The sequence below is a fragment of the Paenibacillus sp. SJS-P3 genome, from assembly GCF_056711585.1.
This window is the reverse complement of record NZ_CM160043.1, coordinates 4,744,875-4,771,042: the sequence shown is the minus strand read 5'-3', so window position 1 is coordinate 4,771,042 and position 26,168 is coordinate 4,744,875. Positions and strand designations below refer to the sequence as shown.

Genomic DNA, 26,168 nt, shown 5'->3' with positions numbered 1-26,168 from the left:
TTTTCCAAAAGGAGCTAAGGCGGCATGCCGAGCTTGAAAAACGATCCGGTGAGGCCGTTGATGCGGCCGATCAGATGGGCCGGCGTCGATTCCTGCCGGTAGGTCCAGATGCAGACCGTGCTGACGGCCCCCGCCATGCCGTCGACGAACAGTCCGCCGCCATCATTCCGGTGGAGGCGGCCAGGGTAAGCAGCAGGCTGCCGGCAGCCGACAGCAGCGAGCTTGCGGCGAGCAGCGTGCCAAGCCGGAGCGCCGCTTGAGCGGCGGCATCAGCAGGCGGCCGGCCAGTCCGCTGGCTCCGGCGGCGGAGAGCACGAGGCCCAGCATGCCGGAGCTCAGGCAGAGACGGTCCTTGGCCGTGAAGATCACCGTCGCATCCACCATTCCCGATGCGGCGTTCATGAAGACGAAGAGCAGTGTAAGCTGCCACAGCGCGCGGTTGCGCAGCTCCCGCCAGGCTTCGGTCAGCTCCCGGCCCCAGCCCGGCCGGCTTCTGGCGCGGCGAGCGGTCCTCTGCCGGGAGCAGCGAGAGCAGCAGCAAGGCGGGAACATAAGCGGCCGCCGTCAGAAGCAAGCCGTCCTGCAGCTTCGAGAAGGAGAGGACAAGCCCGGTCAGCGCCGGGCCCTTTTCTCGGTCCACAGGTACAGGCCGGCCAGCACGGCGGTCTGGAAGAAGACTGACAGGATCGTCCAGCGTTTCTTGCGGGAGCGGTCGACCAGGACGCCTATGAACACGGCAATCAGCAGACTCGGCAGAAATTCGATGCTGCGCATCGCCGACATCGCGACTGCGGAATGCGTGAGGTCGTAGAGGAACAGCCTCAGCGTCAGCTCATAGAGCTTGCCGCCGAGCGCCAGCACGAAGCCGGAGGACAGCAGCAGCATGAACGGGGGGCTCCTCCACAAAGCCGGAGGACAGCAACTGAACGGGCGGCTCCTCCACAGAGCCGGACGGGGGCCATTCGGATGGCTGCGGCGGAGACAGGATGCGGAGCCGGTAGGGAAGTCGGTCGGTTATCGGGCGGCATAACGGCATTCATTCTCCTTGGTTTATGAGAACAGAAAGGATATCATACGAGTACGATCTTTTCTTCTCGAGTCGCAAGCTTGCAATGCGGCTGGGCTGTACGGCTTGAGCAGGCTTGCAGCATCAGTATAATCGGCCTATGCGAGGTCAAAAAGCGAAAGAGAATTGTACCGGATGCCGAGAAGCGTCACCCTCGAACCTGCTGAGTCCGTCCCTGCGGGCCGAGCGCGAGAAGGCGATGGACGCCTGCATGTCAGAGAATTGCGGAGAGCGTCGGATCGCCCAGCTGAGATGCTGGGAGAAGAGACTGAGCTCAGAGCGGTTCCTGCTGTTCCTCTTCCACTCCAAGCACACCGCCAGCATGGATCGGCGGCTGGGCGTGGATGCCCTGAATGCCTGGGGAAAGGTCAGCTATAAGGACGCAAGTGTAAAGCCCGCTCCGGACGGGAATTGGCCGCATGGTTGAAGATAGCTGAAATCAAGTCAATTCAGGTAATGCTTTGCATTTCCATGAGTATGCAGATTAGAAGGGGGAAGTCCATGACGCTACAGCAGCTCAAATATGTCATTGAAGTTGCAGTCCGCGGATCGATGAACGAGGCGGCCAAGCGGCTGTTCATCTCGCAGCCGAGCCTGTCCAAAGCGATCCAGGAGCTGGAGAATGAACTGCAGATCACGATTTTCCGGCGCACCAACAAGGGGATCATCTTGTCCGCTCAGGGAGCCGAGTTCCTCGCCTATGCCCGGCAGGTCGTCGAGCAGGCTGAGCTTCTGGAGAGCCGCTACCTCAGCGGCAAGCCGTCGCCGCAGCATTTTTCCGTCTCGACCCAGCACTATGCCTTTGCAGTGAATGCTTTCGTGCATCTGGTGCAGGAATACGGACAGGAGGAATACGAGCTCGCCCTTCGAGAGACGAAGACGCATGAAATCATCGAGGACGTGCGAACGCAGCGCAGCGAGATCGGCATTCTGTACCGCAATGAATTCAATGCCCAGGTCATCCAGAAGCTGCTCTCATCGGCCAATCTGGAATTCCGGACCCTGTTCACGGCACAGCCCCATGTGTTCATCAGCATCCGCAATCCGCTCGCCAAGCAGGCTAGCGTCACGATCGAGGATCTTCAGCACTATCCATACCTCTCATTCGACCAGGGGGAGTACAACTCGTTCCATTTCTCGGAGGAGATCCTCAGCACGCTCTCCCATCCCAAGAGCATCCGGGTCAACGACAGAGCCACGCTGTTCAATCTGCTGATCGGCCTGAACGGGTATACGATCTCGACGGGGGTGCTGAGCGCCGATCTCAATGGGAACGAAATCATTCCCGTGCCTCTCGAATGCGAGGAGACGATCGAGGTCGGCTGGATCAGCCACCGGCATATTGCTCTATCCAAGCTTGGAGCGGCTTATGTAGAGGCTCTGCATGAGGTCATAAGCGGTTGATCCAGCCGTCATCATAGCCAGCCAAGCGGAGGCCGGATGGAAGGCTTCACCGACGGGGAGCTCCGTCGGTCCTGATGGAAACTTGATTTCATGCGGCATCTGGATGAAAAAGGTCGGAGAACGCAAATAGGAGACTTGGTCCCGAATGGGAGCAGGTCTCTTTTTTGGCAAGGAAGGATTCAAACGTCTTCCGAAGACGTTCCTCTTTTTCGTCAAAAAAGTTTCGATTCAAAGCTCAGCCACAAGCGTCGGCTGGCAGATAAGGAGCTTGGGCGGGAAGCTGGTACGGCTGACCGCCTTCAGTACAGATAGCCCAGGAAATCATTCCTGCGGACGTTCCTTCAGGTTCCGCTGTCAGGGGTTCGTGCACTGCCCTATCCATCGGCTGCAGGCTTCTGACATTTAGACGCACGGGAAGCTTTCATGTTGCTGTTTCGGCCGTCGGCCTCCGCCTCCAGACCGATGCCCCGCCCGTCTTCAGCAGGGACTCAATCCCGTTCCCGAGCCGTTTCCCGCTCTCTCTTCCGCCGGGTATGCTAGATACTGGCTTTCATACAAAGACAGAGAAAATCGGATGAGGAGAGGATTCAAGGGATGAGGTCGTTGATCGAAGGGGCTTTCCGCAACAAAGCCGCGGTTATCTTGTGTGTTATTTTGGTGTTGGGACTCGGCATATTCAGCTATTCCAAGCTGCCGATGGAGTTTTTGCCGGAGGCGGACAATCCGCAGGTGACCATTACGGCCATCGGGCCCGGTTATGATGCGGCTTCCATGGAGGCGCTGGTGACCAAGCCGATGGAGGAGGCGACGGCCGGCGTCAAAGGAAAAACGGCGTCGTTCGCTTCTTCCGGAGACGGATATTCGCAAATCAATCTATCGTTCGATTCGTCGGCCGACATGAAGCAGGCGAAGGTTGAAGTCGACAGGGCGATCGCCACCGTGCCGCTGCCGGAGCGCGTCGGCGCGCCATACGTTGTTCAGCTCAACACGTCGATGATTCCGATCAGCTGGGTTACGCTCACCTACGACGACAGCCTGGATGCGGCGCGCCAGGAGCAGGCCCAGAAGGAAATCATGGAATCGTTCCAATCCATCGACGGCATGGGCTCGGTAACCGTGTCGGGCAAGCCGCAGCCGCAGATCCGGATCGTGCCGGACGCGGCGAAGCTGCAGGAGAAGGGCGTTCCTCTGCAGTCGCTTTACGCGGTCATGAACGGCCGCTCCGCCTCCGCATCGGTCGGATCGGGCATATTGGACGGAGCTGCGGTCAACCTGAACGTCAGCTCCACCCTGCATGACGAGGCGACGCTGAAGAAGCTGCCGGTGGCGGCCGGCGTGACTCTTGGCGATGTGGCATCCGTCGAGCGGGAGAGCGGCAGGGAGAACGTCAGCCGCATCGATGGCAAGGATGCGATGGTGCTCACCTTTACGAAGGCTGCCGGAGCCAATGCGGTCGATGTCGGCAAGCAGATCGAGCAAAAATCGGAAGAGCTCAGCAAGGAGATGCCGGGCGTGCAGCTCAAGGTGCTCATGAGCACCTCCGAGCAGGTCGTTCATTCCGTGAACAGCATGATGCGCGAGGTGCTGTTGGGAGCTTTGTTCGCGACGATCGTCATTCTCGTCTTCATGCGCAACATCCGGGCGACGCTGGTTACGATCGTATCCATTCCGCTGTCGCTCGGCCTGACACTGTACCTGCTCGACGCCTCCGGCGTCACGCTCAACATCCTTACGCTCGGCGGCGTCGCCGTCGCCGTCGGCCGGCTGGTGGACGACAGCATCGTCGTTATCGAAAATATATTCCGAAGGCTGCAGAAGGAAACGTTCTCGCCGAAGCTGGTCATCGATGCGACGCGGGAGGTCGGCACCGCCATTACGGCATCTACGCTGACGACCGTCGCCGTATTCCTGCCGATGGGCCTGCTGCGCGGATCGCTGCAATCGTTCCTGCTGCCGTTCGCCTTGACGGTGACGTATTCCCTGCTGTCCTCGCTGCTTGTGGCGCTGACCGTCATCCCGCTCATGAGCTCCCGCATGTTCCGCAACGTCCGGATCACCGAGCATGCGCCGTCGCGCCGCTTCCAGAACATACTGGAGTGGAACCTGCGCCGCAAATGGGTGCCGCTGACGGCTGCCGTCATTCTTCTTGCCGGTTCGATCGGTGCTTACGCGGCAATGCCGAAAGGGGCGATCGACTCCTCGGACGCTTCCAACGTCAACATTACGCTTGCGTTCAAGGCCGATGCCACCCAGGAGCATTTGCTGGAGGAAGGCAAAAAGATGGAGACGTTCCTGACAGGCCTGGACGGACAGGACTGGGTCTATATGTCGGCAGGCAACAGCTCCGATGGAGCCAGATTCGGAGATGTCTCCTCCCCGACGGAGGTAACCTTCCTGCTTGGCATGAAAAAAGGCGCTGATGCCGAAGCTGTCATTGAGTTGATCAAATCGAAGCAGTCCGAATACCCGGATGCGGAATTGACCGCTTCGGCGATGAGCATGATGTCCGGGGGCGGGGGATCGCAGGTGTTCGTTGACGTCGCCGGCTCCGATATCGCGGCCGTGTCGAAAACAGCAGACGAGGTCATGGCCCGGATCAAGCCCGTCAAGGACGTGCTGAAGGTCGAAAGCAATCAGCAGGAACGCAAGCAGGTCTATACGCTGGAGGTCGATCCGGCGCAGGCCAAGGCGGCGGAGATCGCCCAGCAGCTGCAGGGCATGCTGAACCCGGTTCCGATCGGCCAGCTCACGGAAGCGGGCGGGAGGCAGACACCGGTCATTCTGGAGCCGATGCTGAAGCCGGAGAAGGCTTCCGAGCTGCCTGGCCTGACGGTGATGACGGATGCGGGGCCGAAGCAAGTATCGGCCGTCGCCCAGTGGAAGAAGGAAGAGAAGGCGGCTATGTACTATCTCAAGGACGGCAAGCCGTATGTGAGAATTACCGCATCGGCAGAGCCGAGCCGCCTGTCGGTCGTCGGCGCCGACATCAAGAAGGCAGCCGATGAAGTGAAGGCTCCGGCAGGAGTCCAAGTTCTCGTCGGAGGAGCCTCCAGCGACCAGTCGCAGGATTTCGCCGATCTCGGCATGATCGCGCTCGTCTCCATCGGAATCGTGTACCTCATCATGGTGCTGACATTCAAGACGCTGCGGGCTCCGCTCGCCATCATGTTCACGCTGCCGCTGGCCGCGATCGGCGCGGTGCTGGGTCTGATCGTCACGCAGGTGACGCCGGACTTCACGGCGATGTTCGGGGCGCTCATGCTGATCGGCATCGTCGTCACCAACGCGATCGTGCTCATCGACCGCGTCAAGCAGAACGAAGAGCGCATGACCATCCGGGAAGCGCTGCTTGAGGCGGCGGGCACCCGCATGAGGCCGATTCTGATGACGGCCGTCGCCACCGTCTGCGCCATGCTTCCGCTTGTGTTCGGATCCTCGGAAAGCGGCAGCATCGTATCGCAGAGCCTTGCCATCGTCGTCATCGGCGGCTTGATCGTGGCGACCGTGCTCACTCTGATCATCGTGCCGTGCATCTACGAGCTGTTGTTCTTCCGCAAGTCGGCGCGTCAGCGCCGGGATGCTGCCACGGCTGCGGGCAAGGCTTCCGCAACGGGCCAGCCGGCCCTGCAGGCCGAGCTCTAATTGAAGCGCCGGAGCATCCATCCTTAGGGTGCAGCCGGAGGAATATGCGGCATGGAACGGAATGCAACCCGTCCCCTTCAGGGGGACGGGTTTTTTCTCGGTTGGCTGTCTGGGAGGAAACCCTCTGCTCTATTGCGGCATTAGACTTGTTATAATGGACAAAGATGGGAAATCGAGGGGGAGTCTGGCTCATGGAGGATCAATGGAAAATTTCGGAGCATGCTCCGGAGTGGAGGACGTACTTTCTGGATACGGCCGACAAGCTGCGCAGAGAGCTCGGTCCGAGCGCCTTGCGCATCGACCATATCGGCTCGACGTCGGTCGCCGGCCTCGATGCCAAGCCTATTGTGGATATCCAGATTTCGATACCTTCGTTTGGAGAATTCCGTGCATGCAAAGATAGAATGGAAGCGGCTGGCTTTCGGCACCGCGAAGAAAACCCAGACCTGACGAAGAGGTATTTCCGCGAGCTTCCAGGCGCTCGGAGAACTCATATCCACGTCCGCGAAGCGGGCAGCTTTGCGGAACAGGTCGCACTGCTGTTCCGGGATTATCTGAGAGCAAATCCGGACGCGTGCCGGCGTTATGCAGCCGAGAAGCATCGCCTGATGGGCCTGTTCAAGGAGGACCGTCCCGCATACGTAGAGGGAAAAGGGCCGATCATCTGGGAGCTTCTTCGTGAAGCCGGCAGCTGGTCCCAGATGGAGGGCTGGCGCCCTGGGCCATCGGATGTCTGAGCCCCTGGAACCCGGTTCTGAGCGGAATCATGACCGCAGAGGCAGGAAGATTTCGCACTCCTGGGGACGGACTGCCGACGAAAAGGATGTCCTATGCATCTCGAGGCAAAAACTTCTCTTTCTATGACAGAATTTGTCCATATAGTATAGTATGATGATTCCAGAACAGGCAAATTAAAGGAGGGAAATTGAATATGGATAATCAGATCGCCGAGGCTCGGCTGATCAAGCGGCCCGCCTTTCGGGCCGTTGGCATTCGGTGGGAGGGGACGTTCGCAGAGGCCGGCGCGGGAGGCATCCGGATCTTGCAGGAACAATTCAAGAAGAGGCTGCGCGAGATTCAAGGGGCGGTGCAGACAGATGTGCTGCTCGGCTTGTCCTATCACGCTTTTCCCGCTGCAGAAGGTTTTGTCCATTATGCGGCCGTGAAGCTGGGAGAGCAGCATTCCGAGACCATTCCGGAAGGCATGACGGGCATCACAGTCCCGGAGCTGGATTATGCCTGCTGCTTCCATCGCAAAGGGCAGAGCATAGACCTCTCTTACAAGAATCTGTATGCCTGGATCGGGGAGCAGGGCATGAAGGAGACCGCTCCCGAAGGCTTGACTCATTACGAGGAGTACCCGATGAGCCAGGATCCCTATGACCGGGATCCGGAGTTCGCCATTCTGATTCCCGTGGAGCGGGCTCTCTAGCGAAGAACGAATCCCCTGTCGGCCTTTTGGGCTGCAGGGGATTTTTTGGAGCCGTGATGCTCGTCATGAAAACAAGCGTTCAGGAGCATGGGCATTGAGAAAAGCCCGCCAAGTCTAGAGAAATGGAATTGGAATGTTTGGTATTACAAAGGAATACTTCTTTTCAGGAGACGGAAATCCCTTTCCAGGAGCGGCTGGTTTCCGCTTTGGCGCGCAGGATTTCCTCGTACTGATCCACGATGCCCCCCAGCACCTGGTCCCAGGATCGGCCCAGCGCCTCTCTTCTTCCAGCCTCTCCCATGGATGAGGCCTCCTCGGGACGGGCAAGCAGCCGCTCAAGAGCATCGATGAAGGAGGCCGAGTCGCCGGGAGGACACAGGAGGCCGGTGCGTCCTTGGCGGACGAGCTCCTTGACGCCGCCGGCTTCCGCTCCAATGACCGGAAGCCCGCTTGCCATGGCTTCCAGGACGACGTTGCCGAAAGTCTCCGTGCTGGAGGGGAAGAGGAACAGGTCGGCCGAAGCGTACAGACGCGCCAGCTCCGCGCCTTCCCGGTATCCGGCAAAGGTGACGTTGTCCGGCATCTGGCGGCGCAGCTCGGGCAGCAGCGGGCCGTCGCCGACGACCAGCAGATGGAGCTGCTCGCGGGTTTCGCCGGACAGCCCGTTCATGACGGCTGCGAGGGTGGCGAGATCCTTTTCCGGCGCGAGCCTCCCGACGTAGAGAGCCAGCTTTTTCCCTGGCAGGCCGAATTGCTCGCGGATCTCGTCCGGCGACCTGAGATTCGGGTGGTAGGCGCTGCAGTCCACTCCCCGCTGCCATAACCGGAGGCCGCCGAAGCGATGCCGGTAGAGGGAGAACAGCGTCTCCCGCGAAGGGACGAAGGTGGCGGCGCATGTCCGGTGGAACCAATAGGCATAGCGCCAATAGAGCCCAGAGGCATGCTGAAGGCCGTAGTAGGCCAGGTACCGGTCGAAGTGGGTGTGGTAAGAGGCGACATGGGGGATGGCATTTTTGCGGGCATAAAGAAGTCCGCTCAGGCCGATGTTGAACGGAGTCGCCAGGTGGATCAGGTCGGGACGGAAACGGTTCAGCTCGGCTTTGAGGGCGATGGGATTGGGCATGGCGATCCGGCATTCGGGATACAGGAAGAAGGGGATGCTGGGGTAGCTCCTTACGAAGCTCTGTTCCGCATCGGCGGAGCAGCGGGGCGTCAGCACAAGCGGCTCGATGCCCCTCTTTTCCAGGTAAGCGGCCAGACGTCCGAGCGTGCGCGCGGCTCCGTTTCTCTGAGGCACATAGGTGTCGGTGAACAAGGCGACTCGCATGGCTCATCCCTCCGTTCTCGGTTGGGAAGAGAGTACCATGAGATTGTCAGCGGATCGTCAAGGAATTGTTGAGAGCGTTTGAAGGCAGCAAGCCGCGCCCAGGTCTCTGGATCAGTTGAAAGGCAGGATCATCGCCAGCGTCATGATAAATAAACGGATTCAGACAGGCTCGGCAGCAAAAGAAGGGAATCCGGTCCTTGGACCGGATTCCCTTCTGCCCGTTCCGAAGCGGCCGGCTGATGCGCCAGGCGGCTTGGAATGGATGCTATGCTGGCGCCCCTTGGCGCGGCCTAAGGCCGGCAAGCCCGCTAAGCCTGCTCCTGCGCCAGCGTGACGATCCGGATGATGACCTCGGCCGCCTTCTCCATGCTCTCGGCGGATACGAATTCGTACCGGCCGTGGAAGTTCTCGCCTCCGGCAAAGATATTCGGCGTCGGCAGGCCCATGTAGCTGAGCTGGGAGCCGTCGGTGCCGCCGCGGATCGGCTTGATGATCGGCTCCACGCCGGAATCCAGCAGCGCCTGGCGGGCCAGCTCCACGATTTCCATGACCGGCTCGATCTTCTCCCGCATGTTGTAGTACTGATCCGTCAGCTCCAGCGTGATGCTGTCCTTGCCGTAGGTTTGGCGGAACTCGTCGGCGATGGTTTCCATGGCGCTCTTGCGGTTCTCGAAGCTCTGGCGGTCGAAATCGCGGATGATGTACTTGAGCCGGGTTTTATCGACGGTGCCTTCAAACGAGCTCAAGTGATAGAAGCCTTCGTAACCTTCCGTGAATTCCGGCACCTCGCCGGCGGGCAGCCTGCCGTGGAAAGCCATGCCGATTGCGGAGGAGTTGATCATTTTGCCCTTGGCCGTGCCGGGATGGACGCTCTTGCCCTGGATCGTGACGATCGCCTGGGCGGCGTTGAAGCTCTCGTACTCCAGCTCGCCCAGCGGGCCGCCGTCCATTGTGTAGGCGAACTGAGCATTGAAGGCCGCGACGTCGAAGCGATGCGGGCCGCGGCCGATCTCCTCGTCCGGGAGGAAGCCGACGCGCACCTTGCCGTGGGGGATTTCCGGATGAGCGGCCAGATAAGCCATGGCCGTCATGATTTCGGCGATGCCTGCTTTGTCGTCCGCGCCGAGCAGCGTGCGGCCGTCGGTCGTAATCAACGTCTGGCCCTTGTAGGCGGCCAGCTCAGGGAATTCGCGGGGGGAGAGCAGTATGCCGTTCTCCGCATCGAGAACGATATCGCTCCCGTCGTAGCCCTCGACGATTTGCGGACGCACATTGGTCCCGGTAAGGTCGGGAGAAGTGTCCATGTGGGCGAGAAAGCCGATCGTAGGCGCCGGCTTGTCCGTCGTGGCTGGAAGGGTCGCCATGACATAGCCGTTATCGTCCAGCGATACCTCCGTCAGCCCGATTTCCTTCAGCTCGGCGGCGAGCTGCCGGGCGAGCTCAAGCTGGCCTGGCGTGGAAGGACAAGTCTCGCTGTTCTCGTCCGACTGCGTGTCCACCTGCGCGTAGGCGATGAGCCTGCGGATCAATTCCTGCTTCAATTCCATCGTTATCCTCCTTCGGAATGCTCTTTGTCCTTTCATCATAGCAGGCAGGGACAGGCTAAGCCAACATTGCCGGCTGGCCATGCCCAAGGCGGACGCCTCTTCGTGCCGCTTGCCCAACCGCTGCGGGAGGCGCCGGCATATGTTGGTGGCAAAGCCATGGAGCCAGCTCCCTGCACAGGAGATGATTGTATGCCCAGTCATTCCGTCCCATCCGGCGGTGTCAGTACCCGGATCGACGTGCTTATCCCCGCGATCGAGAAAGACCTCCGGACGCTGCCTCATGCCGTCCAAGCCGTTCGCCGCCAGTCTCTGCACCCCGTCGGCGAGATTGTCATCGTCGCGCCGCGTACGAAAGCAATGCAAGCGTCCTGCCGCACCCATGGGTGGAGGTTCGTGGACGAAAATACGGTGCTTCCCCTGACGAAGAAGGACATCACCTACCGCTCGGCCAAGTGGGACCGTTCCGGCTGGCTGTTCCAGCAGCTGCTCAAGCTTAGCGGCGACAAGATCGTCAAGGCCGAGCATTTTCTCGTTCTCGACGCCGATACGGTGCTGATTCGTCCCCATTCGTTCCGCTCGGGGGGGCGGACGACATTTTATACCCGGAGCTGGAGCCAGCCGGAGTATTTCCGCACGTACAAAAAGCTGATGGGACGCGCTCCATCGGCTCCCCGGTCGCTCGTCACGCACTATATGCTGTTCGAGAAAAGCAAGCTGCGCAAGCTGAAGCGCGATATCGAGCGGCGGCACGGCATGAGCTGGCATCGCGCCATTCTCAAGAGCATCGACCGGACCAAGCAGTTTGGCTTCAGCGAATATGAGACGTATGGGAATTTTGTCTACAGCCGCTATCCCGGCAGCGTGCAGCTTCGCAAAGCGTTGAACCGCGGGCTGCATGGGCGGGCGAGCCGGCTGACGCCGCAGCGCAGCAAGGAGCTTGCGGCGAAATACCGCTCCGTCAGCTTCCATGAACGCAAAGGCTATGTCCGCAGTGGAAGCAAGGCGGCGGGCCGGATCAGGCAGCTGTCCTTGCAGGGCCGGATATTACTGCCCGGAGGAGTTGCTGCCTTGAAGGGAGGCCATCGCTGATGGCTGCCCGTGCTGACCAAAGAAGCCGTGGGCAGGAAGCGGAGCGGCCAGATGTCAGCCAGCAAGCCGCTCCACATAGAGAGTCCAAGCAGGTCAAGAAGCAAGGAGGCTTGTCATCAGTTGCGCATCATTCTGCTATCCGGAGGATCCGGCAAGCGGCTCTGGCCGCTGTCCAACGACGTTCGCTCCAAGCTGTTCCTGAAACTCCTCCCTGGCGAAGACGGACGCCTGGAGTCGATGATCCAACGCGTCTGCCGCCAGCTCGCCGCGGCAGGCCTCGCTGGCCAAGCGGCGATCGTGACGCATCGCAGCCAGGCCGAAATCACGCGGAGCCATGTCGGGCTCGGCATCCCCATTATCGAGGAGAGCCGCAAGCGGGGCACCTACGCCGCCGTGGCGCAGGCATGCTCCTATCTGGCAGGCGAGCTGAAGGCAGACCGGGATGAGATCGTCTGCGTCTTGCCCGTCGATTTGTTCGTGGAGTCCGATTTCTTCGACCTTCTGCAGCGGCTGCCGCAGACGCTGGAGCAGGCGGGTGCGGACATCGCTCTCGTCGGCACCGCTCCCTCTCATCCCTCCAGCCAATATGGCTATATCGTTCCGGAGCGGAAGAAGCGGGCCTCGCGCGGGAAGAGAGAGAAGGAGGCGGCTGGAGCAGGCGATGGCAAGGAGCAGCCCTGGTTTCCGGTCGAAAGGTTCGCGGAGAAGCCCGATCCGCCCGCAGCCGCGAGCTTGATCCGCCGGGGAGCGCTCTGGAACTGCGGTGTGTTCGCCTTTCGGCTGGGCTACATGCTGGAGCGGCTGGGCGGCGACGAGCGGCTGGCCGCGGACGGGGAGCTGAGAGAGGATTTTCGCGGGCTGCGGGAGGCGAGCTTCGACGAGGAGGTCGTCGAGCGCTGCAGCCGCCGGGCGGCGCTTCTCTATGAGGGTCCTTGGCATGATCTGGGCAGCTGGGAAACGTTCGTCAGCCATATGGGAAGCACTCAGATCGGGCCTGGACATATCGCTGAAGGCTCGCACAACACCCATCTGATCAACGAGCTGAGCAGCCCGATCTATGTGATCGGCTTGTGCGATGTCATCGTGGCGGCAAGCCCGGACGGCATTCTCGTCGCCAGCAAGAGCGAGGCGAGCCGCATCAAGAGCATGCTGGGCGAGCAGGCGCGGCTGCCCATGTACGAGGAGAAGCGATGGGGAATACGCCGGACGATCGATTACGCCGAGACGGAGGACGGCGCGGTGCTTACGCGGCGCGTGGAGTTGCAGCCGGGCAGCCACACAAGCTACCATCTGCATGAGCGCAAGGAAGAGGTGTGGACGGTTCTGTCAGGGACCGGCCGCTTCATGCTCGAGGACCAGATCTATACGGTCGGACCCGGGGATGTGATGCGGTTTCCTCCTGGAGCCAGGCATGGAGTGAAGGCCGTCACGGAGCTGCTCTGCATGCAGGTCGAGATTGGCGATGTACGGGATGAAAAAGACATCGAGCGGCTGCTGATGAGCTGGTAGCGGCGGCATTCCATGCGAAAAAGAGGCCATTGGCCGCGCATCAGGTCCTGATTGCGCAGCCGTTGGCCTTTTAGTATGGAAAGGAGGGATCAGAGGCGCGGCACCTTTCTTCTCCAGATCATGTGGTCCTCGTCTTTTCCCCAGTAGTCTCGCAGCCTGTAGTCCGGCTCGCCGAACTTCTTCGTCCAGATCCGTTGGGCGCTCTTATACCCGCTGTCCAGGCAGAATTCATCGATGCTCCGCTCCCGCAAGGAAGCGAAGGCGCCTTCAAGGAGGGAATTGCCGATCCCGCGCCGCTGGCGGGCGGGATGGACGAAGACGGTGCCGATCTCCCGAAGATGGCCGTACCCGCCATCGGTCACGTCGAGAATCAGGCTGCTTGGAGGACCGTGCTCGATGGAACCGACAATGGCTCCGTCGACCTCGGCAACCAGGAAATGCACTTCCGTGCCTTCACTTTCGAAGCAGCGCTCCAGGCGGAGCCGCTTGCTTTCGATTTCATTTTCCAAGTCATCAGCGTGATCGTCCAAGCCTTCCTTGGCAAACGTATCCGTAATCACGGTCTGGAAAAAAGCGTTCATCGACGCGGCCTCTTCACGCTTTGGTATCCGGATTTTCATCGAATTCAAATCGATCCCCCCTCTTTTCTGCTTTAGGTCCCACAGGGGACGGCGCACCGCGTCGGTCTCAGGCTCCGCCGGCGCATCGGTCCAGCCTCGGCGGTTCCATGCTCCATCGGCATCCGTCCTAAAGCGGCAATCCCAGCCGTTTCATCCGGTTGTACAGCGTCGCCCGCGAGATATCGAGCTTTTTGGCGACGGCCCGCTTGTTGCCTTTTTCGGCTTCCAGCATTTCGAGAATCTTCTGCTTCTCGACCTCGTCCTTCATGGATTGCAGCCGGGCGCCGGCCTGCGCTTCCTTGACGGGGGCAGCCGGCGCCGCCGAGCCCGGAGCGCTCAGCACCGGCCCTGGCAAGTACTCCGGCTTGAGCTCTCCGTCCGAGGACAGAATGACGAGCCTCTCGACCGCATTGCGCAGCTCCCGGACGTTGCCGGGCCAATCGTAGCTCATCATCGCCTGCACCACTTCGCTCGGACAAGCCTCGATGAACCGGCCGTAGGCGACGGAGAATTCCGAGAGGAAGGCCTGGATCAGCTCATAAATGTCGCTCTTCCGATGCCGAAGCGGAGGCACGTCGAGCGTGACGACATTGAGGCGGTAGTACAGATCCTCGCGGAATTTATTGTCGGCGATCATGGCCTTGAGATCGCGGTTCGTGGCGGCGATGATCCGGCAATCCGCCTGCTTCAAGGCCGAGCCGCCGACCGCGTAATACTTCTTCTCCTGCAGTACGCGCAGCAGCTTGACCTGCATGTCGAGAGGCATTTCCCCGATTTCGTCGAGAAAAAGAGTGCCACCTCCGGCCATCTCGATCTTGCCCTTCTTGCCTCTCGGATCGGCGCCGGAGAACGCTCCTCGCTCATAGCCGAACAGCTCGCTCTCGAACAGGGAGGGAGGGATGGCGCCGCAGTTGATGGCGATGAACGGAGCCCCGGCCTTCTCCCTCGAATCATGGATGGCGCGCGCGTAGAGCTCCTTGCCGACCCCGCTCTCGCCGAGGATGAGCGCGGTCGCCTGGGTGGAGCCGATCTTGCGGGCCGTCTCGACGGATGTCTTGAGCGCCGCGCTCGTTCCCTTGATGGAGGCGAAAGGATCGCTCGTCGGGCTGAGCTTGGCGACCTCACGCTCCAAATGCTGGACTTTGGCCGCCATCGTGAACAGCTGCTTGTTCATCCGGATCTGCGAGGTGATGTCGATCTCCGCCGCTACCGCCCCGATCACCTTGCCGTCCAGCTCGATCGGGCGGGCGTTGATCATGGCGTGGATATCCTGCCGCGGCTGATGCTGCATCTGCCGGACGGCCTCGCCCGTATGCAGCGTGCGCAGCACCTGGAGACGCTCCTTGGGGAAAAAGTCCGATGCCTGCTTGCCGAGAATATCCTCGCGGCGGATGCCGAACATCCGCTCCGCGTCGGCAGTCCATGCGATCACCTCGCTGTGCTCGTTGATGACCGTAATCGCAATCTCCGAGGCTTCCAGAGCCGCGTCGAAGCCCGCCTTGAGCTGCCGGTAGGCGAGCGCAAGCTCCCGGCGGACATCGCTCATGCGGACCATTCCGCTCGGCTGCCCGGATGTCCCGGTAAGCAGCGCGTAGGGACAGTCCCCGGCAATGGCGGCCAGCTCGCCGAGTCCGGTTCCTTCAGGAACGGCATGGACCGCGATCCGGCCGGAATTGCCGGGGCTTCCAGGCACGAGCCATTCGTAGAGTCCTTCCGCGGAGCGGATGAAGGCAACGATGCCCGCCTTGGGCAAAATGCCGGAGCCGGCCTCTTCCTCGGTCCATAGGACAAAGTCTTGCGTCATGATGCTGCAGCCTGCAGGAAGCTGGTGCCTCATCTCATTCCTCCTCATCCTGTTTGTAACCGTTATCTTTATTATAAGAACTAGCGGCTAGAAGTGTACAAAAATTTTGACACTTTTGGTCAAAACCGCAAAAATAAGCTGCATCCCTTTGGGAGGGATGCAGCCTGGCATGGAATGAGAGATGAAAATGCTGACGCGCCGGATCTATCAAGAAGCCGATCTCCCCGAAACGTATTCATTGCCGTATGCGCCTTGAGCAAATCGGACAAGCCCCTTTTTGCTGCGGCTGGGAACGGTTCGCTTGAAGGCGAGCTCTCGCATGCAAGGGGCTTCGGTCGAAAATGCCTCTGGCAAGACATGTCAAAAAAAGTCCAAAGTGTCTAATGAATTAGACACTTTGAAGAGATCTAGTTGAACATGTTTTTGAGAACCATCATCAGGTTGGCCGGCTTCTCCGCCAGGCGGCGAGTGTAATAGGGGTACCACATCGCCCCGTAAGGCACATAGCAGCGGACGCGGTAGCCTTGCCGGGCGAGCTCGGCCTGGTAGGACATGCGGAGGCCGTACAGCATCTGGAATTCAAAGGCGTCTTTGGAGATGCCGTTCTCTTCCACATACTTCTTGGTCCAGTCGATGATCGTATCGTCGTGAGACGCGACGGCGGTATAGATGCCGCGGTCCAGATGGGTGCGGATCATGTCCTTGAAATTGTCGATGACGGCCGATTTCTTCTGAATGGCGACCTCGGCGGGCTCCTTGTAGGCTCCCTTCACGAGGCGCAGCCGGATCCCGGATTCGATCATGTCTTCGATATCCTGCTTGGTCCGGTGCAGGTAGGCCTGAATGACCGTGCCGACGTTGGTCAGCCCTTCGGCATGCAGACGCTTGACGATGTCGATCGTCGCCTGCGTGAACGGCGTGTCCTCCATGTCGATGCGGACGAAATTGCCGCATTGCTGCGCTTCCTTCACGACCAGGCGGATATTCTCGTAACAAGCCTGGGGATCGAGGGCGAGGCCCATCTGAGTCGGCTTGAGAGAGATGTTGGAGACGACTCCGGCTGCGGCGATCGCCTGGACGAGCCGGACGTATTCCTTGCGGTAGCCCTCGGCTTCCCGCATGCTTTTGATTCCCTCGCCTAGATGATCCAGCGTGGCCATGATGCCTTTGCCGTTCAATTCCCGGATCGCGTCTATCGCTTCCGGAAGCTCTTGCCCTGCTATGAATTTGCCGGCAAGCTTCTTGCCGTATTTGAGCGTCAGTTTCTCTACCAGGCTGTTGCCCGTAATCGTAAGCAAGGTTTTGCGGTACAGCTCGGATCCGATTTCCATCCTCGATTGCCCCTTCCGTTCTCCGTCGAAAAATAGATTCCCGAAGCATTGTAGCCGGGAAATTGGTGCCTGCAGATAATAGAAGCAAGCGCCGTGCCAACATCGAGGGAACCAAGCTTGAAAAAATAAAAAAACATTCATTGTCAACGAAGGACGGAAGTTGGCATGAAACTTGCTTGAATACTTATGTTGAGAAACAAAAAAATGAGCTGGCCATGCAGACGCAGGGCTAAGAACGATATCCAAGGAGGCTGTACCATGAGAGAGGAATTTGTGAACGAGCCGTTTTCCAACTTCAAGGATGAAAAGACCGCCCAAGCCTACGACGATGCTTTGAAAAAGGTGGAAGCCCAGCTCGGCCGAACCTATCCGGTCGTCATCGGCGGCGAGAAGATCGAGACAGGCAGCCTGCTCGACTCCATCAATCCGGCCGATACGAAGCAGGTCGTCGGCCGCGTTCACCAGGCGGACCGCGAGCTTGCGGAACGCGCCATCCAGACGGCATCCGGCACGTTCAAGACTTGGAGGACGATGGCTCCGGAGTCCCGCGCCCGCTGCCTGTTCAAGGCTGCTGCGATCATGCGCCGCCGCAAGCATGAGTTCTCCGCGTGGCTGACGTTCGAATCCGGCAAAAACCGTGCGGAAGCGGATGCGGACACGGCCGAAGCGATCGACTTCATGGAATTCTACGCCCGTGAAATGCTGCGTCTGCACGCTCCGCAGCCGCTGACCCGCCTCGCGGATGAGGACAACGAGCTCTATTACATGCCGCTCGGCGTCGGCATCGTCATCCCGCCGTGGAACTTCCCGCTGGCCATCATGGCCGGCATGACGACGGCCGCGCTCGTATCCGGCAATACCGTCGTCCTTAAGCCTGCCAGCCCGACGGCGGTCATCGCGGCGAAGTTCGTGGAGCTGCTCGAAGAAGCAGGCGTTCCAGCGGGCGTCGTCAACTTTCTGCCCGGACCGGGAGGAGAAATCGGGGACTACCTCGTCGAGCATCCTCTGACCCGCTTCATCAGCTTCACCGGCTCCCGGGACGTGGGCCTGCGCATCAATGAGCGCGCGGCTAAGACGGCGCCAGGCCAGAAGTGGATCAAGCGCGTCATCGCCGAGATGGGCGGCAAGGACTCTATTGTCGTCGACTCCGACAGCGATCTCGACCTGGCGGCGGAAGCCATCACCGCATCGGCCTTCGGCTTCTCCGGACAGAAATGCTCCGCCTGCTCGCGCGCGATCATTCATGAGGACGTCTACGACACGGTGCTGGAGAAAGTAACGGCGCTGACGAAGCAGCTCCGGATCGGCAACCCGGCCGAAGCCGCTACCAATATCGGTCCGGTAGTGGACGCGAACGCCTACCGCAAAATCCAGGAGTACATCGAGATCGGCAAGCAGGAAGGACGGCTCGTGACGGGCGGCGGCACGGGCGATCCGTCCGGCTATTTCATCGAGCCGACGATTTTCGCCGACGTGGACTCCCAGGCCCGCATCGCTCAAGAAGAAATCTTCGGACCGGTTGTCGCGTTCATCAAGGCATCCTCCTTCGACGAGGCGCTCGAGTTCGCCAACAATACGGATTACGGCCTTACTGGAGCGGTCATATCGCGCAGCCGGGAAAACCTGGAGAAGGCCCGCCGCGAGTTTTTCGCCGGCAACCTGTACTTCAACCGCAAATGCACCGGCGCCCTCGTCGGGGTCCATCCGTTCGGCGGCTTCAATATGTCGGGCACCGATTCCAAGGCGGGCGGACGCGATTACCTGCTTCTGTTCACGCAAGCGAAGCTCGTCTCGGAGAAAATGTAGCTCGTGTCGGAGAAAATGTAGCTCGTTTCGGAGAGAAAGCAGCTCGTATCGGAGAGAGCGCAGCGGGATCGAGGCGGGGAGCGGGACTGTCATAGTCCGCTCCCCTTGGGTATACTGGAGGCATGAAGCGCCGCGAGAGTCTGGACCGGGAGGCAGAGGATGATGACAGGACTGGAACTGCGCCAGGAGCAGAGGCTCAGGCTGGCCGTAACGCCGGAGATCAGGCAATCCATCCATATGCTGACGCTTCCCGCATGCGAGCTCGACAGCTACGTGCGGGAACTTGCGGCGGAGAACCCGGTTCTGGAGTACGAAGGCACCCGCGCCGGAGGCGCCGTACGCAAAGGCGGATCGTCCTCCTTCTCCGGGGATCCGATCTCCCGCGCTGCAGAGGCCGAACCGACGCTGGAGGCTGAGCTGCTCGGCCAGCTTCGACTTCTGTCCCTTCCGCGGCGCATCCATCAGGCAGCTGCTTATATGGCGGGCAACCTGAACGACGACGGTTATCTGCAGTTGAGTCTGGGCGAGATCGCATCCGAGCTTGGACTCGATCAAGCGGAGGCGGATGAAGCGCTGCGGAAGCTTCAATCGCTCCATCCCGCAGGGGTCGGAGCGAGGAGCTTGAAGGAATGCCTCCTGCTGCAGATTGAGCGCGACGGACGTAGCCCGGCGCTGGCCGCCGAGGCGGTGGAGCATCATCTGGACCAGTTGGCCGGCCAGAGATGGGAGGCCGTCTCGTCTTCCCTTGGCGTGAGCCGCTATAAGGTCATGGATATCCGCACTTATATCAGCAGCTTGAGTCCACGCCCCTGCGCCGGAATCTCTCCCTGCAAGCCGCAGACGATCATCCCGGATGCCAGGATCGAGCGTACGGCCTCCGGCTTCGACATCGAGCTCAATGCCGCTTGGGAGCCGCGGCTGTCGGTGAATTCCGGCTACGGCCGGCTCCTCGGGGATAGGCGGGGGGAAGCGGACGCCTACCTGGAGGAGTGCTACCGGTCGGCCAAGTGGATCGTGCAGAGCCTGGAGAAGCGCAAACGGACGATGCGCAGAGTCCTGCAGGCGATCATGGACGGACAACCGGGCTTCCTGGAAGGGGGTGCTTCGGCGCTTCGACCGATGACGCTTGCAGATATCGCTGCCGTCGTGCAGCTGCATGAGTCCACGGTCAGTCGTGCGGTGAGCGGCAAATATGTACAGACTCCTCACGGAGTGTTCAGCCTCCGCTCGTTCTTCTCCGCCAGCCTGTCTGCGGACGGCGGCGACGGGACCTCGGCCGCGGCCGCGAAGCAGCGCCTCAAGGCGATGATCGGCGCCGAGAACAAGGCGCATCCTTGGTCGGACCAGCAGCTCGCGAATCTTCTTGGGGAAGAAGGGATCGCCTTGTCCCGCCGAACCGTAGCCAAATACCGGGACGAGCTCCGGATCCCGTCCTCTTCGGCACGGAAGCCCCGATAAATTGCGAACAGAGCATGCCTCACGAGGCATGTTCTGTTTTTTTTGCGACAGACGGCTGCGGCGAAAGGGGAAGGCGGTGGCAGCAGCATGGGACTGTCTGCGGCTAGGGGAGAGGAATCGAAAAAAATACCTCATCCCCTCTTGACAGACCGACGGTCGGTTTTGTATTCTGATGATAACAAACCGTCGGTCGGTACGGGAACCTGGCCGAGGCGAAAAAGAGGAGAGATCAAGCATGACGCAGCAGCAATGGGATTTGATCGGCTACGGAGTTTGGGCTTTGATTATTTGGATGACGTTCAAGCAGTTCAGGCAGACGCGCAGGGAAATGAAGGGCAGCGGAATCAAGCTCCTGCTGGGAGACTGGCTGCTGCTCGCGCCGCTGCCGTGGATCGCCGTCTGCATGGGCAGCCGGGCGACGCTGGTGCAGGCCGCATGGACGCTGGGACTTGGCATCATGCTTTCGCTTCCCTATATATTGACGACGAGGTTCGAGGCTCGCTCAGGCGGAAGGATATTCTTCAAGTTCAATCTTCTGTTCTATGTCTTCCTGCTCGGTCTTCCTTATGTCCGTTACCTGATCCGTGACAAGGTGTTCCACACGTATCCGATTCTAACGCCGGAGCATCGACCGGACATCGAGCTGATGCTGGCCATGTATATCGCTGCGATGGTGATCTGCACCTTCCTGTGGCGCGTGTGGATGTACGCCTCCTACCGCCGTCTGGTTCGGGAAGATCGGATAGAGATTCCCATGCGTACGCCTAATATAGACCGACAGTCGGTCTAATCTTTCGAAAAAGGAGTTGAGGTTTCATGCTTGCCAATCTGTCGCCGGTCGTCATCTTCTATCTCGTTTTCCTGATGCTGCGCTCGCAGCTTAGAACCAGAATATTGAGCGTCAGGCTGTTCGCTCTTCCGATCCTGCTGCTGGGAGGCGCTCTCGCCGCCTCCTCCCGCGCTGCAGCCGGTGAGGGAGAAGGACTTCTCCTGCTAATGGAAGCTTTGATGGGGATGGGCATCGGCTTGCTTCAAGGCCATCTGAGCCTGATCTTCCAGGAAGGCTCTGTATGGATCATTCGGGGCTCCGTTGCGGGCGCGGCAATCTGGCTGTTCTCCATTCCGCTGCGGCTCGGCATCGAGCTCGGCGCGGCCAGCGCGTTCGGGATTCAGATGGAGCTGTCGCACGCGCTTCCCTTCGTGCCATATCTGCTTGGCTTTGGAGGAATACTGCTGGGCCGTGCCCTTCTCGTGGCGCTGCGCTACCCGTGGCAGATGGCCCATCAATCCGTATGATACAAGGAGGAGATAGAAAGATGACATGGAAAGCAAAAACGGGACTCTGGTCGCTCTCTGCCGCCGCGCTGCTGCTCGTGTTCGGGTATGTGCTGGTGCAGTACGGCATTGCGGGAGCGAGGCAGGGCGGGTTCGTCAATTTCAAGCTGCAGTCGCCGGGGTTCAGCTACTCGCCGTGGATCTACATGCTGTATGTCCACATCATCACGGCAAGCGCGGCTATGCTTGCCGGCTTGTACGCGCTGCTGCGTCCTGCGGCCGGGAAGGCGCGGCATGCTGGCTCGCCTTCCTTGAGGACGGTGCGGCTCCACCGGCTCGCCGGCCGGATTTACGCCGCTTCCGTAGCGCTCAGCAGCCTGGCAAGCCTGTATCTGGCCTTCAAAGCCAGCGGGGGATGGATCGCCAGCGCCGGCTTCCTCCTTTTGGACGCATTATGGGTGGGAACGACGATACATGGCGTCAGGCAGGCGATGCTTGGCCGCATCGGCGAGCACCGTCACTGGATGATCCGCAGTTATGCCCTTACCTTTTCAGGCGTATCCCTGCGTGTTCTGATGGGACCTCTGGTGCTGCTGCTTGGCTCCTTCACTCCGGCTTACCAGGCTGCGAGCTGGCTGTGCTGGCTCGTCAATCTGGCCGTCGCCGAGTGGATCATCCGCAGATCGAAGGGGCGCGACGTTGGTTTGACCGGACCGACGGTTGGTATACAATAAGAAGACCATAATCGACAGCTGAAGGAGAGGACAATATGATGAAGGAATCCGCGAGCCGAACCTCCAGCTTTCAACTGATCCTGGATACGGCGGAGCAGATCATCCAGGAGAAGGGCTGCCGCCAGACGACAATGCAGGATATCATCGACCGCTCGGGGCTGTCGAAAGGCGCCATCTACCACTACGTATCGGGCAAGAACGAGCTGTTCGGCCAGATTCTGAAAACCAAGATGGACCAGATGAACGAGAGCTTCAAGCGATCGGTATCGGAGACGCCCAAAGGAGAGGCGACTCCTCCGATCCGCATGATCGCGGAGGCGATCCAGCGCAATACGGACCGGAATGCCGTCACCAATAAAATCTTCACCTATCTGCTCAGCCAGACCGACAATCCCAAGATCGAAGCCATGATGAACGAGCTTCATCGGTTCAATCTGGAGCTCAGCCGCCGCTGGATCGAGACCGGCCAGCAGGCGGGGGCGATCCCGAGGGAGATCGACGCCGCGAAGATGGCCGGACTGTTTATCGTGTTCAGCTACGGAATGCGGACGCTGGGGACGCTGGAGCAGGAGGACAGCTTGGGCTCGGCAGACATTTTTTCCCTGATTTCTAAAGCGCTCCGCTGATCTATCCGTTATACTGGGTTCATTCGGTATCGGGAGTGGATGGGTCGGATGGCGGGTTCGAGAGTCAAGGTTCTGCACCGAATTCCTGCGGGAGCGGCAGCGACAGTCTTAATGAACGCGGTTTTGCCCTATGTGGCGTATCGCATCCTGAGCGAGGGCATGACCGGGTTGCAAGCGCTGCTGATCGCGACCTGCCTCCCGCTGCTGGAGCAGTTGTGGCATTTGGCGCGGCGCAGAAAGCCGGACGCATTCGGCCTGCTTATGGCCGGGCTCTTCGTGCTGGGAGCGGGAGCGGCGCTGGCCGGAGGCGGCGAGCAGGCCGTGCTGCTGCGCGAGTCGCTGGTCACGGGAGCTGCGGGAGCTGCGTTCCTGCTGTCCCTGGCGGGACGGCGTCCGCTCGTCTACCGGCTGGCGGCGAGGTTCGTGCCGGCGGCGGATGCCGCAGCGATGGAGCAGAGGTGGGAGCTGGCGGAGTACCGGCGTGCCTCACGAGTATCGACCGTCTTCTGGGGAGCGCTGCTGCTAGGGGAAAGCATGCTGCGGGTAGGGCTGGTTCTCGTTCTGAGCGTCGAGACTTTTTTGGCCGTATCCGGCCTTCTCCTCTATGGCACCCTTGGGTTCGGAGCTTTGTGGAGCATGACGTACCGGCGGCGCACTCTAAGCCGGATCAACGCGGCGACGCCAGATCCGAAGGCTTCGGAAGCATGAAGAGGCAAGCATGAAGAGGCAAGCAGAACGAGGGCAAGGAGATAATGAGGGTATCCAAAAAGCAGGAAGGGCGGTCCCCCTTCCTGCTTTTTCTTTGCGATGGAACGGCGGTCAGCGGCGGTTCCTGCTGCGGTTGCGGTAGAAGAAATAGATGGCCGCTGCGGCGCCGGCGGCGAGCAGGCCGTAGACGATGTTGGAGAAGACGTCCATGAACCCGACGGCCGATTCCCAGGAAGCTCCGACCGATGCTCCGACGCTTACGAGCACGATATTCCAGATGAGCGAGCCGATCGTCGTATACAGCAGGAACAGAGGCAGATTCATGCCCGACATGCCGGCTGGAATCGAGATCAGGCTGCGCACGAGCGGCACGAGCCGGCAGAGCAGCACGGCCCATGGGCCGTAGCGGTCGAACCAGCGGTCGGCCTTGCGCACATCCTCCGGCTTGAGGCGCAGCCAGCGGCCGTACCGCTCGACGATCCGCTCCAGCCGCTCGGCATGGAGCCAGGCGCCGATTCCGTATAGGACCAGCGCTCCGAAGACGGAACCGATCGTGGCGGCGATGACCACCCCGGTCACCGTGAGGCTGGTCTGTGTCGTCATGAATCCTCCGAATGTAAGGATGACCTCGGAGGGAATCGGAGGGAACAGGTTCTCGAGGGCGATCAGCAGCGCAACGCCGAAGTAGCCGAACTTGTCCATGACCTCCGTAATCCAGGCTTCCAAAAAAGCGCACTTCCTTTCGGGAGTCCCGCCTCGGGCGGCGGACTTTGGTTTCCCCTTATACGCTTGACCCCGCCTCTTGGATTCAGAAGATGCTGCCATCCGCCATCGAGCAAGGCCGCTTGAAAGGCATGGGACATCGCGGCGTTTCGTTGGCTGGAGGCCGGAGCCGTCGCTGGGACAAGTCTGTCGGGAGAGGATGCGCAGGCTGCCCTATCTCTTGGAAAACAGAAAAAAGGGCAGCCCTCAGTCACTTTCATGACTTTTGGGCTGCCCCAGAGCCAGACCGAACTCCTGCGTCCAGCCGGGTGGCGGCGAACGATCGGGAGCTGCGGTCAGCCCGGATGGGATGATGTCGGGCCGGATCGAAGCCCTGCTTCCAGCCGGGTGGCGGCGGAAGTTCAGGAGGATACGGTCAGCCCAGATGCTGGAGATATGGAGTCAGATCGACGCCAAGCTCCGCGGACAGCCGCTTGCCGAGCTCGGCATCCGCGCGGAAGAAGTTGCAGATCGCGCGCAGCTGGGTGGACGCCTCGACGGAGGCGAGATCGGCGGACAGGTTGCGCACAAGCGCATCCTGCTCGGCCGGGGAGTAGCGGCGGAACACTTGGCCTGCCTGGCCGAAGTCGTTGGTCTTGGCGATGCGCTGGCGTCCTGCGGCAGCTCCGGCTTCGAGAGGCGCGGCAGCTTCGGCGTAGGCCGGATCCGGCTGAGGAGCATCGAGGTGGCGGCTCGGCTCATAATTGACGGAGCCGCTGAACTTGCCGTGCTGCATGGCCCCGTCACGCTGGTTGTTGCTCACCTGGGCGAACGGGCAGTTGACCGGCAGCTGCAAATAGTTCGGTCCGATCCGGTAACGCTGCGTATCGGAGTAGGAGAAGAGGCGTCCTTGGAGCAGTTTGTCCTCGGACGGCTCGATGCCCGGGACGACGACGCCGGGATTGAAGCCGACCTGCTCCGTTTCCGCGAAGACGTTGTCGGGATTGCGGTTCAGCTCCATGGTGCCGACATGCACGTAAGGAATATCCTCCTCGAACCAATCCTTGGTCGGATCGAGCGGATCGAAGTCGAAGGAATCGAGGTCGGCCGGATCGAGGATCTGGACGAACAGATCCCACTCCGGGAAATCGCCGCGGTCGATGGCGTCGATGAGGTCGCGCGTGGCATGGTTGAAGTCGCGCCCCTGGATCTCCGACGCCTGCTCGGCGCTGAGGCTGCGCACGCCTTGCTTCGGCACCCACCGCAGCTTGGTGTACACGCGGTTGCCATGCTCGTTCACCCATTTGAACGCATGGACGCTGGAGCCGCGCATCTCGCGGTAGTTCGCGGGAATGCCCTCGTCGGAGAACAGATGCACAAGCATGTTGGTGGACTCGGGAGACAGCGACATGAAATCCCAGTAGCGGTCGGCTGTCTGCAGGTTGGTGCTTGGATCCGGCTTCAGGGAGTGGACCATGTCCGGGAACTTCATCGCGTCGCGGATGAAGAAGACGGGCAGGTTGTTGCCGACAAAGTCGTAGTTCCCCTCCGTCGTATAGAACTTGATGGCGAATCCGCGAGGATCGCGCAGCGTCTCGGGGGAATGCTGGCCGTGGATGACGGTAGAGAAGCGGGCGAAGACCGGCGTCTCGGTTCCGGCATCCTGCAGGAACGCCGCCTTGGTCCAGCGCTTCATGCTGGCCGCAGTGCGGAATACGCCATGCGCGCCTGCGCCGCGGGCATGGACGACGCGCTCAGGCACGCGCTCCCGGTCGAAATGGGCCAGCTTCTCCAGCAGCTGGTAATCCTCCAGCAGCGTCGGGCCGTTCTGTCCGGCAGTTCTGGAATTTTGGTTGTCTCCGATCGGGACACCCTGGTTCGTCGTAAGTCTGTTCATCGCAAGCTCCCCTTCCTTCGGCTCGAATTTTTCGGCATAAGCGCCATGTATGAGTTCATTCTGTCGCCATAACTTTATCTGTTTCTAATTTGATAGTCAATACTTTTTTATAATCATTATAATAAACTATCGGAAGGATTTTTCTGGCAGGCCGTGAAGTAATATAGAGCATCGGGAGCCGCTGCGGAGCT

General features: G+C 60.4%; 23 protein-coding genes. 13 read left to right on the top strand and 10 right to left on the bottom strand.

What is annotated here, in order from left to right; translation table 11 throughout:
• Nucleotides 1-14 precede the first annotated feature (14 nt).
• The 3 genes from AC06G8_RS21795 to AC06G8_RS21785 are packed head-to-tail and all read right to left on the bottom strand — an operon-like array spanning nt 15 to nt 885.
• The gene (locus AC06G8_RS21795) at nt 15-137 is read right to left on the bottom strand and encodes a hypothetical protein (protein WP_480283939.1); all 123 of its coding nucleotides are present in this window, start codon (nt 135-137) and stop codon (nt 15-17) included.
• Between the two features lie 25 nt (nt 138-162).
• Nucleotides 163-552 (bottom strand): hypothetical protein, encoded by a 390-nt coding sequence (locus AC06G8_RS21790; RefSeq protein ID WP_480283938.1) that lies wholly within the window; start codon nt 550-552, stop codon nt 163-165.
• A gap of 60 nt (nt 553-612) precedes the next feature.
• Nucleotides 613-885, bottom strand: a complete 273-nt coding sequence (locus tag AC06G8_RS21785; RefSeq protein WP_480283937.1) for a hypothetical protein — start codon at nt 883-885, stop codon at nt 613-615.
• Nucleotides 886-1,567: 682 nt separating this feature from the next.
• Here AC06G8_RS21785 and AC06G8_RS21780 point away from each other — a divergent pair.
• From AC06G8_RS21780 to AC06G8_RS21765, 4 genes are all read left to right on the top strand, one after another.
• Nucleotides 1,568-2,470: a LysR family transcriptional regulator gene (locus AC06G8_RS21780; RefSeq protein ID WP_480283936.1), complete on the top strand. Its 903-nt coding sequence runs from the start codon at nt 1,568-1,570 to the stop codon at nt 2,468-2,470.
• Between the two features lie 594 nt (nt 2,471-3,064).
• Nucleotides 3,065-6,112: an efflux RND transporter permease subunit gene (locus tag AC06G8_RS21775; RefSeq protein ID WP_480283935.1), complete on the top strand. Its 3,048-nt coding sequence runs from the start codon at nt 3,065-3,067 to the stop codon at nt 6,110-6,112.
• Between the two features lie 191 nt (nt 6,113-6,303).
• Entirely contained in the window at nt 6,304-6,849 is a 546-nt protein-coding gene (locus tag AC06G8_RS21770) for a GrpB family protein (protein ID WP_480283934.1), read from the top strand.
• A gap of 194 nt (nt 6,850-7,043) precedes the next feature.
• A complete protein-coding gene (locus AC06G8_RS21765; RefSeq protein ID WP_480283933.1) occupies nt 7,044-7,544 on the top strand; it encodes a GyrI-like domain-containing protein in 501 nt (166 codons plus the stop codon).
• 163 nt (nt 7,545-7,707) lie between these two features.
• Here AC06G8_RS21765 and AC06G8_RS21760 read toward each other — a convergent pair whose 3' ends face one another.
• Nucleotides 7,708-8,871 carry a glycosyltransferase family 4 protein gene (locus AC06G8_RS21760; protein ID WP_480283932.1) on the bottom strand — a complete coding sequence of 388 codons (1,164 nt, stop codon included), beginning with the start codon at nt 8,869-8,871 and terminating at the stop codon, nt 7,708-7,710.
• A gap of 308 nt (nt 8,872-9,179) precedes the next feature.
• Nucleotides 9,180-10,412: a peptidase T gene (gene pepT, locus AC06G8_RS21755; RefSeq protein WP_447663419.1), complete on the bottom strand. Its 1,233-nt coding sequence runs from the start codon at nt 10,410-10,412 to the stop codon at nt 9,180-9,182.
• 195 nt (nt 10,413-10,607) lie between these two features.
• On the opposite strand from pepT, the gene AC06G8_RS21750 reads away from it, so the two are divergent.
• Complete coding sequence (locus AC06G8_RS21750; RefSeq protein ID WP_480283931.1) at nt 10,608-11,507, top strand: DUF6492 family protein; 900 nt, start codon at nt 10,608-10,610, stop codon at nt 11,505-11,507.
• A gap of 120 nt (nt 11,508-11,627) precedes the next feature.
• Nucleotides 11,628-13,016, top strand: a complete 1,389-nt coding sequence (locus AC06G8_RS21745; protein WP_480283930.1) for a sugar phosphate nucleotidyltransferase — start codon at nt 11,628-11,630, stop codon at nt 13,014-13,016.
• Nucleotides 13,017-13,105: 89 nt separating this feature from the next.
• Here the strand turns inward: AC06G8_RS21745 and AC06G8_RS21740 are convergent, their stop codons facing one another.
• From AC06G8_RS21740 to AC06G8_RS21730, 3 genes are all read right to left on the bottom strand, one after another.
• Nucleotides 13,106-13,645 (bottom strand): N-acetyltransferase family protein, encoded by a 540-nt coding sequence (locus AC06G8_RS21740; protein ID WP_480283929.1) that lies wholly within the window; start codon nt 13,643-13,645, stop codon nt 13,106-13,108.
• Nucleotides 13,646-13,763: 118 nt separating this feature from the next.
• Entirely contained in the window at nt 13,764-15,473 is a 1,710-nt protein-coding gene (locus tag AC06G8_RS21735; protein WP_480283928.1) for a sigma-54 interaction domain-containing protein, read from the bottom strand.
• A gap of 374 nt (nt 15,474-15,847) precedes the next feature.
• Nucleotides 15,848-16,771 carry a proline dehydrogenase family protein gene (locus tag AC06G8_RS21730; RefSeq protein ID WP_447663215.1) on the bottom strand — a complete coding sequence of 308 codons (924 nt, stop codon included), beginning with the start codon at nt 16,769-16,771 and terminating at the stop codon, nt 15,848-15,850.
• 258 nt (nt 16,772-17,029) lie between these two features.
• Between AC06G8_RS21730 and pruA the strand changes: the two genes are divergently transcribed.
• From pruA to AC06G8_RS21695, 7 genes are all read left to right on the top strand, one after another.
• Entirely contained in the window at nt 17,030-18,577 is a 1,548-nt protein-coding gene (gene pruA, locus AC06G8_RS21725) for an L-glutamate gamma-semialdehyde dehydrogenase (protein WP_480283927.1), read from the top strand.
• Between the two features lie 159 nt (nt 18,578-18,736).
• On the top strand, nt 18,737-20,035 hold the full coding sequence (rpoN, locus tag AC06G8_RS21720; protein ID WP_480283926.1) for an RNA polymerase factor sigma-54: 1,299 nt from the start codon (nt 18,737-18,739) through the stop codon (nt 20,033-20,035).
• Between the two features lie 235 nt (nt 20,036-20,270).
• The gene (locus tag AC06G8_RS21715; protein WP_480283925.1) at nt 20,271-20,825 is read left to right on the top strand and encodes a CcdC protein domain-containing protein; all 555 of its coding nucleotides are present in this window, start codon (nt 20,271-20,273) and stop codon (nt 20,823-20,825) included.
• A 26-nt stretch (nt 20,826-20,851) separates the two neighbouring features.
• Complete coding sequence (locus AC06G8_RS21710; RefSeq protein ID WP_480283924.1) at nt 20,852-21,331, top strand: hypothetical protein; 480 nt, start codon at nt 20,852-20,854, stop codon at nt 21,329-21,331.
• Nucleotides 21,332-21,351: 20 nt separating this feature from the next.
• On the top strand, nt 21,352-22,044 hold the full coding sequence (locus AC06G8_RS21705) for a DUF2306 domain-containing protein (RefSeq protein ID WP_447663210.1): 693 nt from the start codon (nt 21,352-21,354) through the stop codon (nt 22,042-22,044).
• Between the two features lie 35 nt (nt 22,045-22,079).
• Nucleotides 22,080-22,670 (top strand): TetR/AcrR family transcriptional regulator, encoded by a 591-nt coding sequence (locus AC06G8_RS21700; RefSeq protein WP_447663209.1) that lies wholly within the window; start codon nt 22,080-22,082, stop codon nt 22,668-22,670.
• Between the two features lie 48 nt (nt 22,671-22,718).
• On the top strand, nt 22,719-23,378 hold the full coding sequence (locus AC06G8_RS21695) for a VC0807 family protein (protein WP_480283923.1): 660 nt from the start codon (nt 22,719-22,721) through the stop codon (nt 23,376-23,378).
• Nucleotides 23,379-23,489: 111 nt separating this feature from the next.
• Here AC06G8_RS21695 and AC06G8_RS21690 read toward each other — a convergent pair whose 3' ends face one another.
• Both AC06G8_RS21690 and AC06G8_RS21685 read right to left on the bottom strand, forming a co-directional pair.
• Entirely contained in the window at nt 23,490-24,104 is a 615-nt protein-coding gene (locus AC06G8_RS21690) for a DedA family protein (RefSeq protein WP_447663207.1), read from the bottom strand.
• 412 nt (nt 24,105-24,516) lie between these two features.
• Entirely contained in the window at nt 24,517-25,977 is a 1,461-nt protein-coding gene (locus AC06G8_RS21685; protein ID WP_447663206.1) for a catalase, read from the bottom strand.
• Nucleotides 25,978-26,168: the final 191 nt, after the last annotated feature.

What these genes read in the sequence shown, in the direction of transcription:
- AC06G8_RS21795 (WP_480283939.1), bottom strand. Translation starts at nt 137, where the DNA reads ATGGCGGGGGCCGTCAGCACGGTCTGCATCTGGACCTACCGGCAGGAA.
- AC06G8_RS21790 (WP_480283938.1), bottom strand. Translation starts at nt 552, where the DNA reads ATGTTCCCGCCTTGCTGCTGCTCTCGCTGCTCCCGGCAGAGGACCGCT.
- AC06G8_RS21785 (WP_480283937.1), bottom strand. Translation starts at nt 885, where the DNA reads ATGCTGCTGCTGTCCTCCGGCTTCGTGCTGGCGCTCGGCGGCAAGCTC.
- AC06G8_RS21780 (WP_480283936.1), top strand. Translation starts at nt 1,568, where the DNA reads ATGACGCTACAGCAGCTCAAATATGTCATTGAAGTTGCAGTCCGCGGA.
- AC06G8_RS21775 (WP_480283935.1), top strand. Translation starts at nt 3,065, where the DNA reads ATGAGGTCGTTGATCGAAGGGGCTTTCCGCAACAAAGCCGCGGTTATC.
- AC06G8_RS21770 (WP_480283934.1), top strand. Translation starts at nt 6,304, where the DNA reads ATGGAGGATCAATGGAAAATTTCGGAGCATGCTCCGGAGTGGAGGACG.
- AC06G8_RS21765 (WP_480283933.1), top strand. Translation starts at nt 7,044, where the DNA reads ATGGATAATCAGATCGCCGAGGCTCGGCTGATCAAGCGGCCCGCCTTT.
- AC06G8_RS21760 (WP_480283932.1), bottom strand. Translation starts at nt 8,871, where the DNA reads ATGCGAGTCGCCTTGTTCACCGACACCTATGTGCCTCAGAGAAACGGA.
- AC06G8_RS21750 (WP_480283931.1), top strand. Translation starts at nt 10,608, where the DNA reads ATGCCCAGTCATTCCGTCCCATCCGGCGGTGTCAGTACCCGGATCGAC.
- AC06G8_RS21735 (WP_480283928.1), bottom strand. Translation starts at nt 15,473, where the DNA reads ATGAGGCACCAGCTTCCTGCAGGCTGCAGCATCATGACGCAAGACTTT.
- AC06G8_RS21730 (WP_447663215.1), bottom strand. Translation starts at nt 16,771, where the DNA reads ATGGAAATCGGATCCGAGCTGTACCGCAAAACCTTGCTTACGATTACG.
- pruA (WP_480283927.1), top strand. Translation starts at nt 17,030, where the DNA reads ATGAGAGAGGAATTTGTGAACGAGCCGTTTTCCAACTTCAAGGATGAA.
- rpoN (WP_480283926.1), top strand. Translation starts at nt 18,737, where the DNA reads ATGATGACAGGACTGGAACTGCGCCAGGAGCAGAGGCTCAGGCTGGCC.
- AC06G8_RS21715 (WP_480283925.1), top strand. Translation starts at nt 20,271, where the DNA reads ATGACGCAGCAGCAATGGGATTTGATCGGCTACGGAGTTTGGGCTTTG.
- AC06G8_RS21710 (WP_480283924.1), top strand. Translation starts at nt 20,852, where the DNA reads ATGCTTGCCAATCTGTCGCCGGTCGTCATCTTCTATCTCGTTTTCCTG.
- AC06G8_RS21705 (WP_447663210.1), top strand. Translation starts at nt 21,352, where the DNA reads ATGACATGGAAAGCAAAAACGGGACTCTGGTCGCTCTCTGCCGCCGCG.
- AC06G8_RS21700 (WP_447663209.1), top strand. Translation starts at nt 22,080, where the DNA reads ATGATGAAGGAATCCGCGAGCCGAACCTCCAGCTTTCAACTGATCCTG.
- AC06G8_RS21695 (WP_480283923.1), top strand. Translation starts at nt 22,719, where the DNA reads ATGGCGGGTTCGAGAGTCAAGGTTCTGCACCGAATTCCTGCGGGAGCG.
- AC06G8_RS21685 (WP_447663206.1), bottom strand. Translation starts at nt 25,977, where the DNA reads ATGAACAGACTTACGACGAACCAGGGTGTCCCGATCGGAGACAACCAA.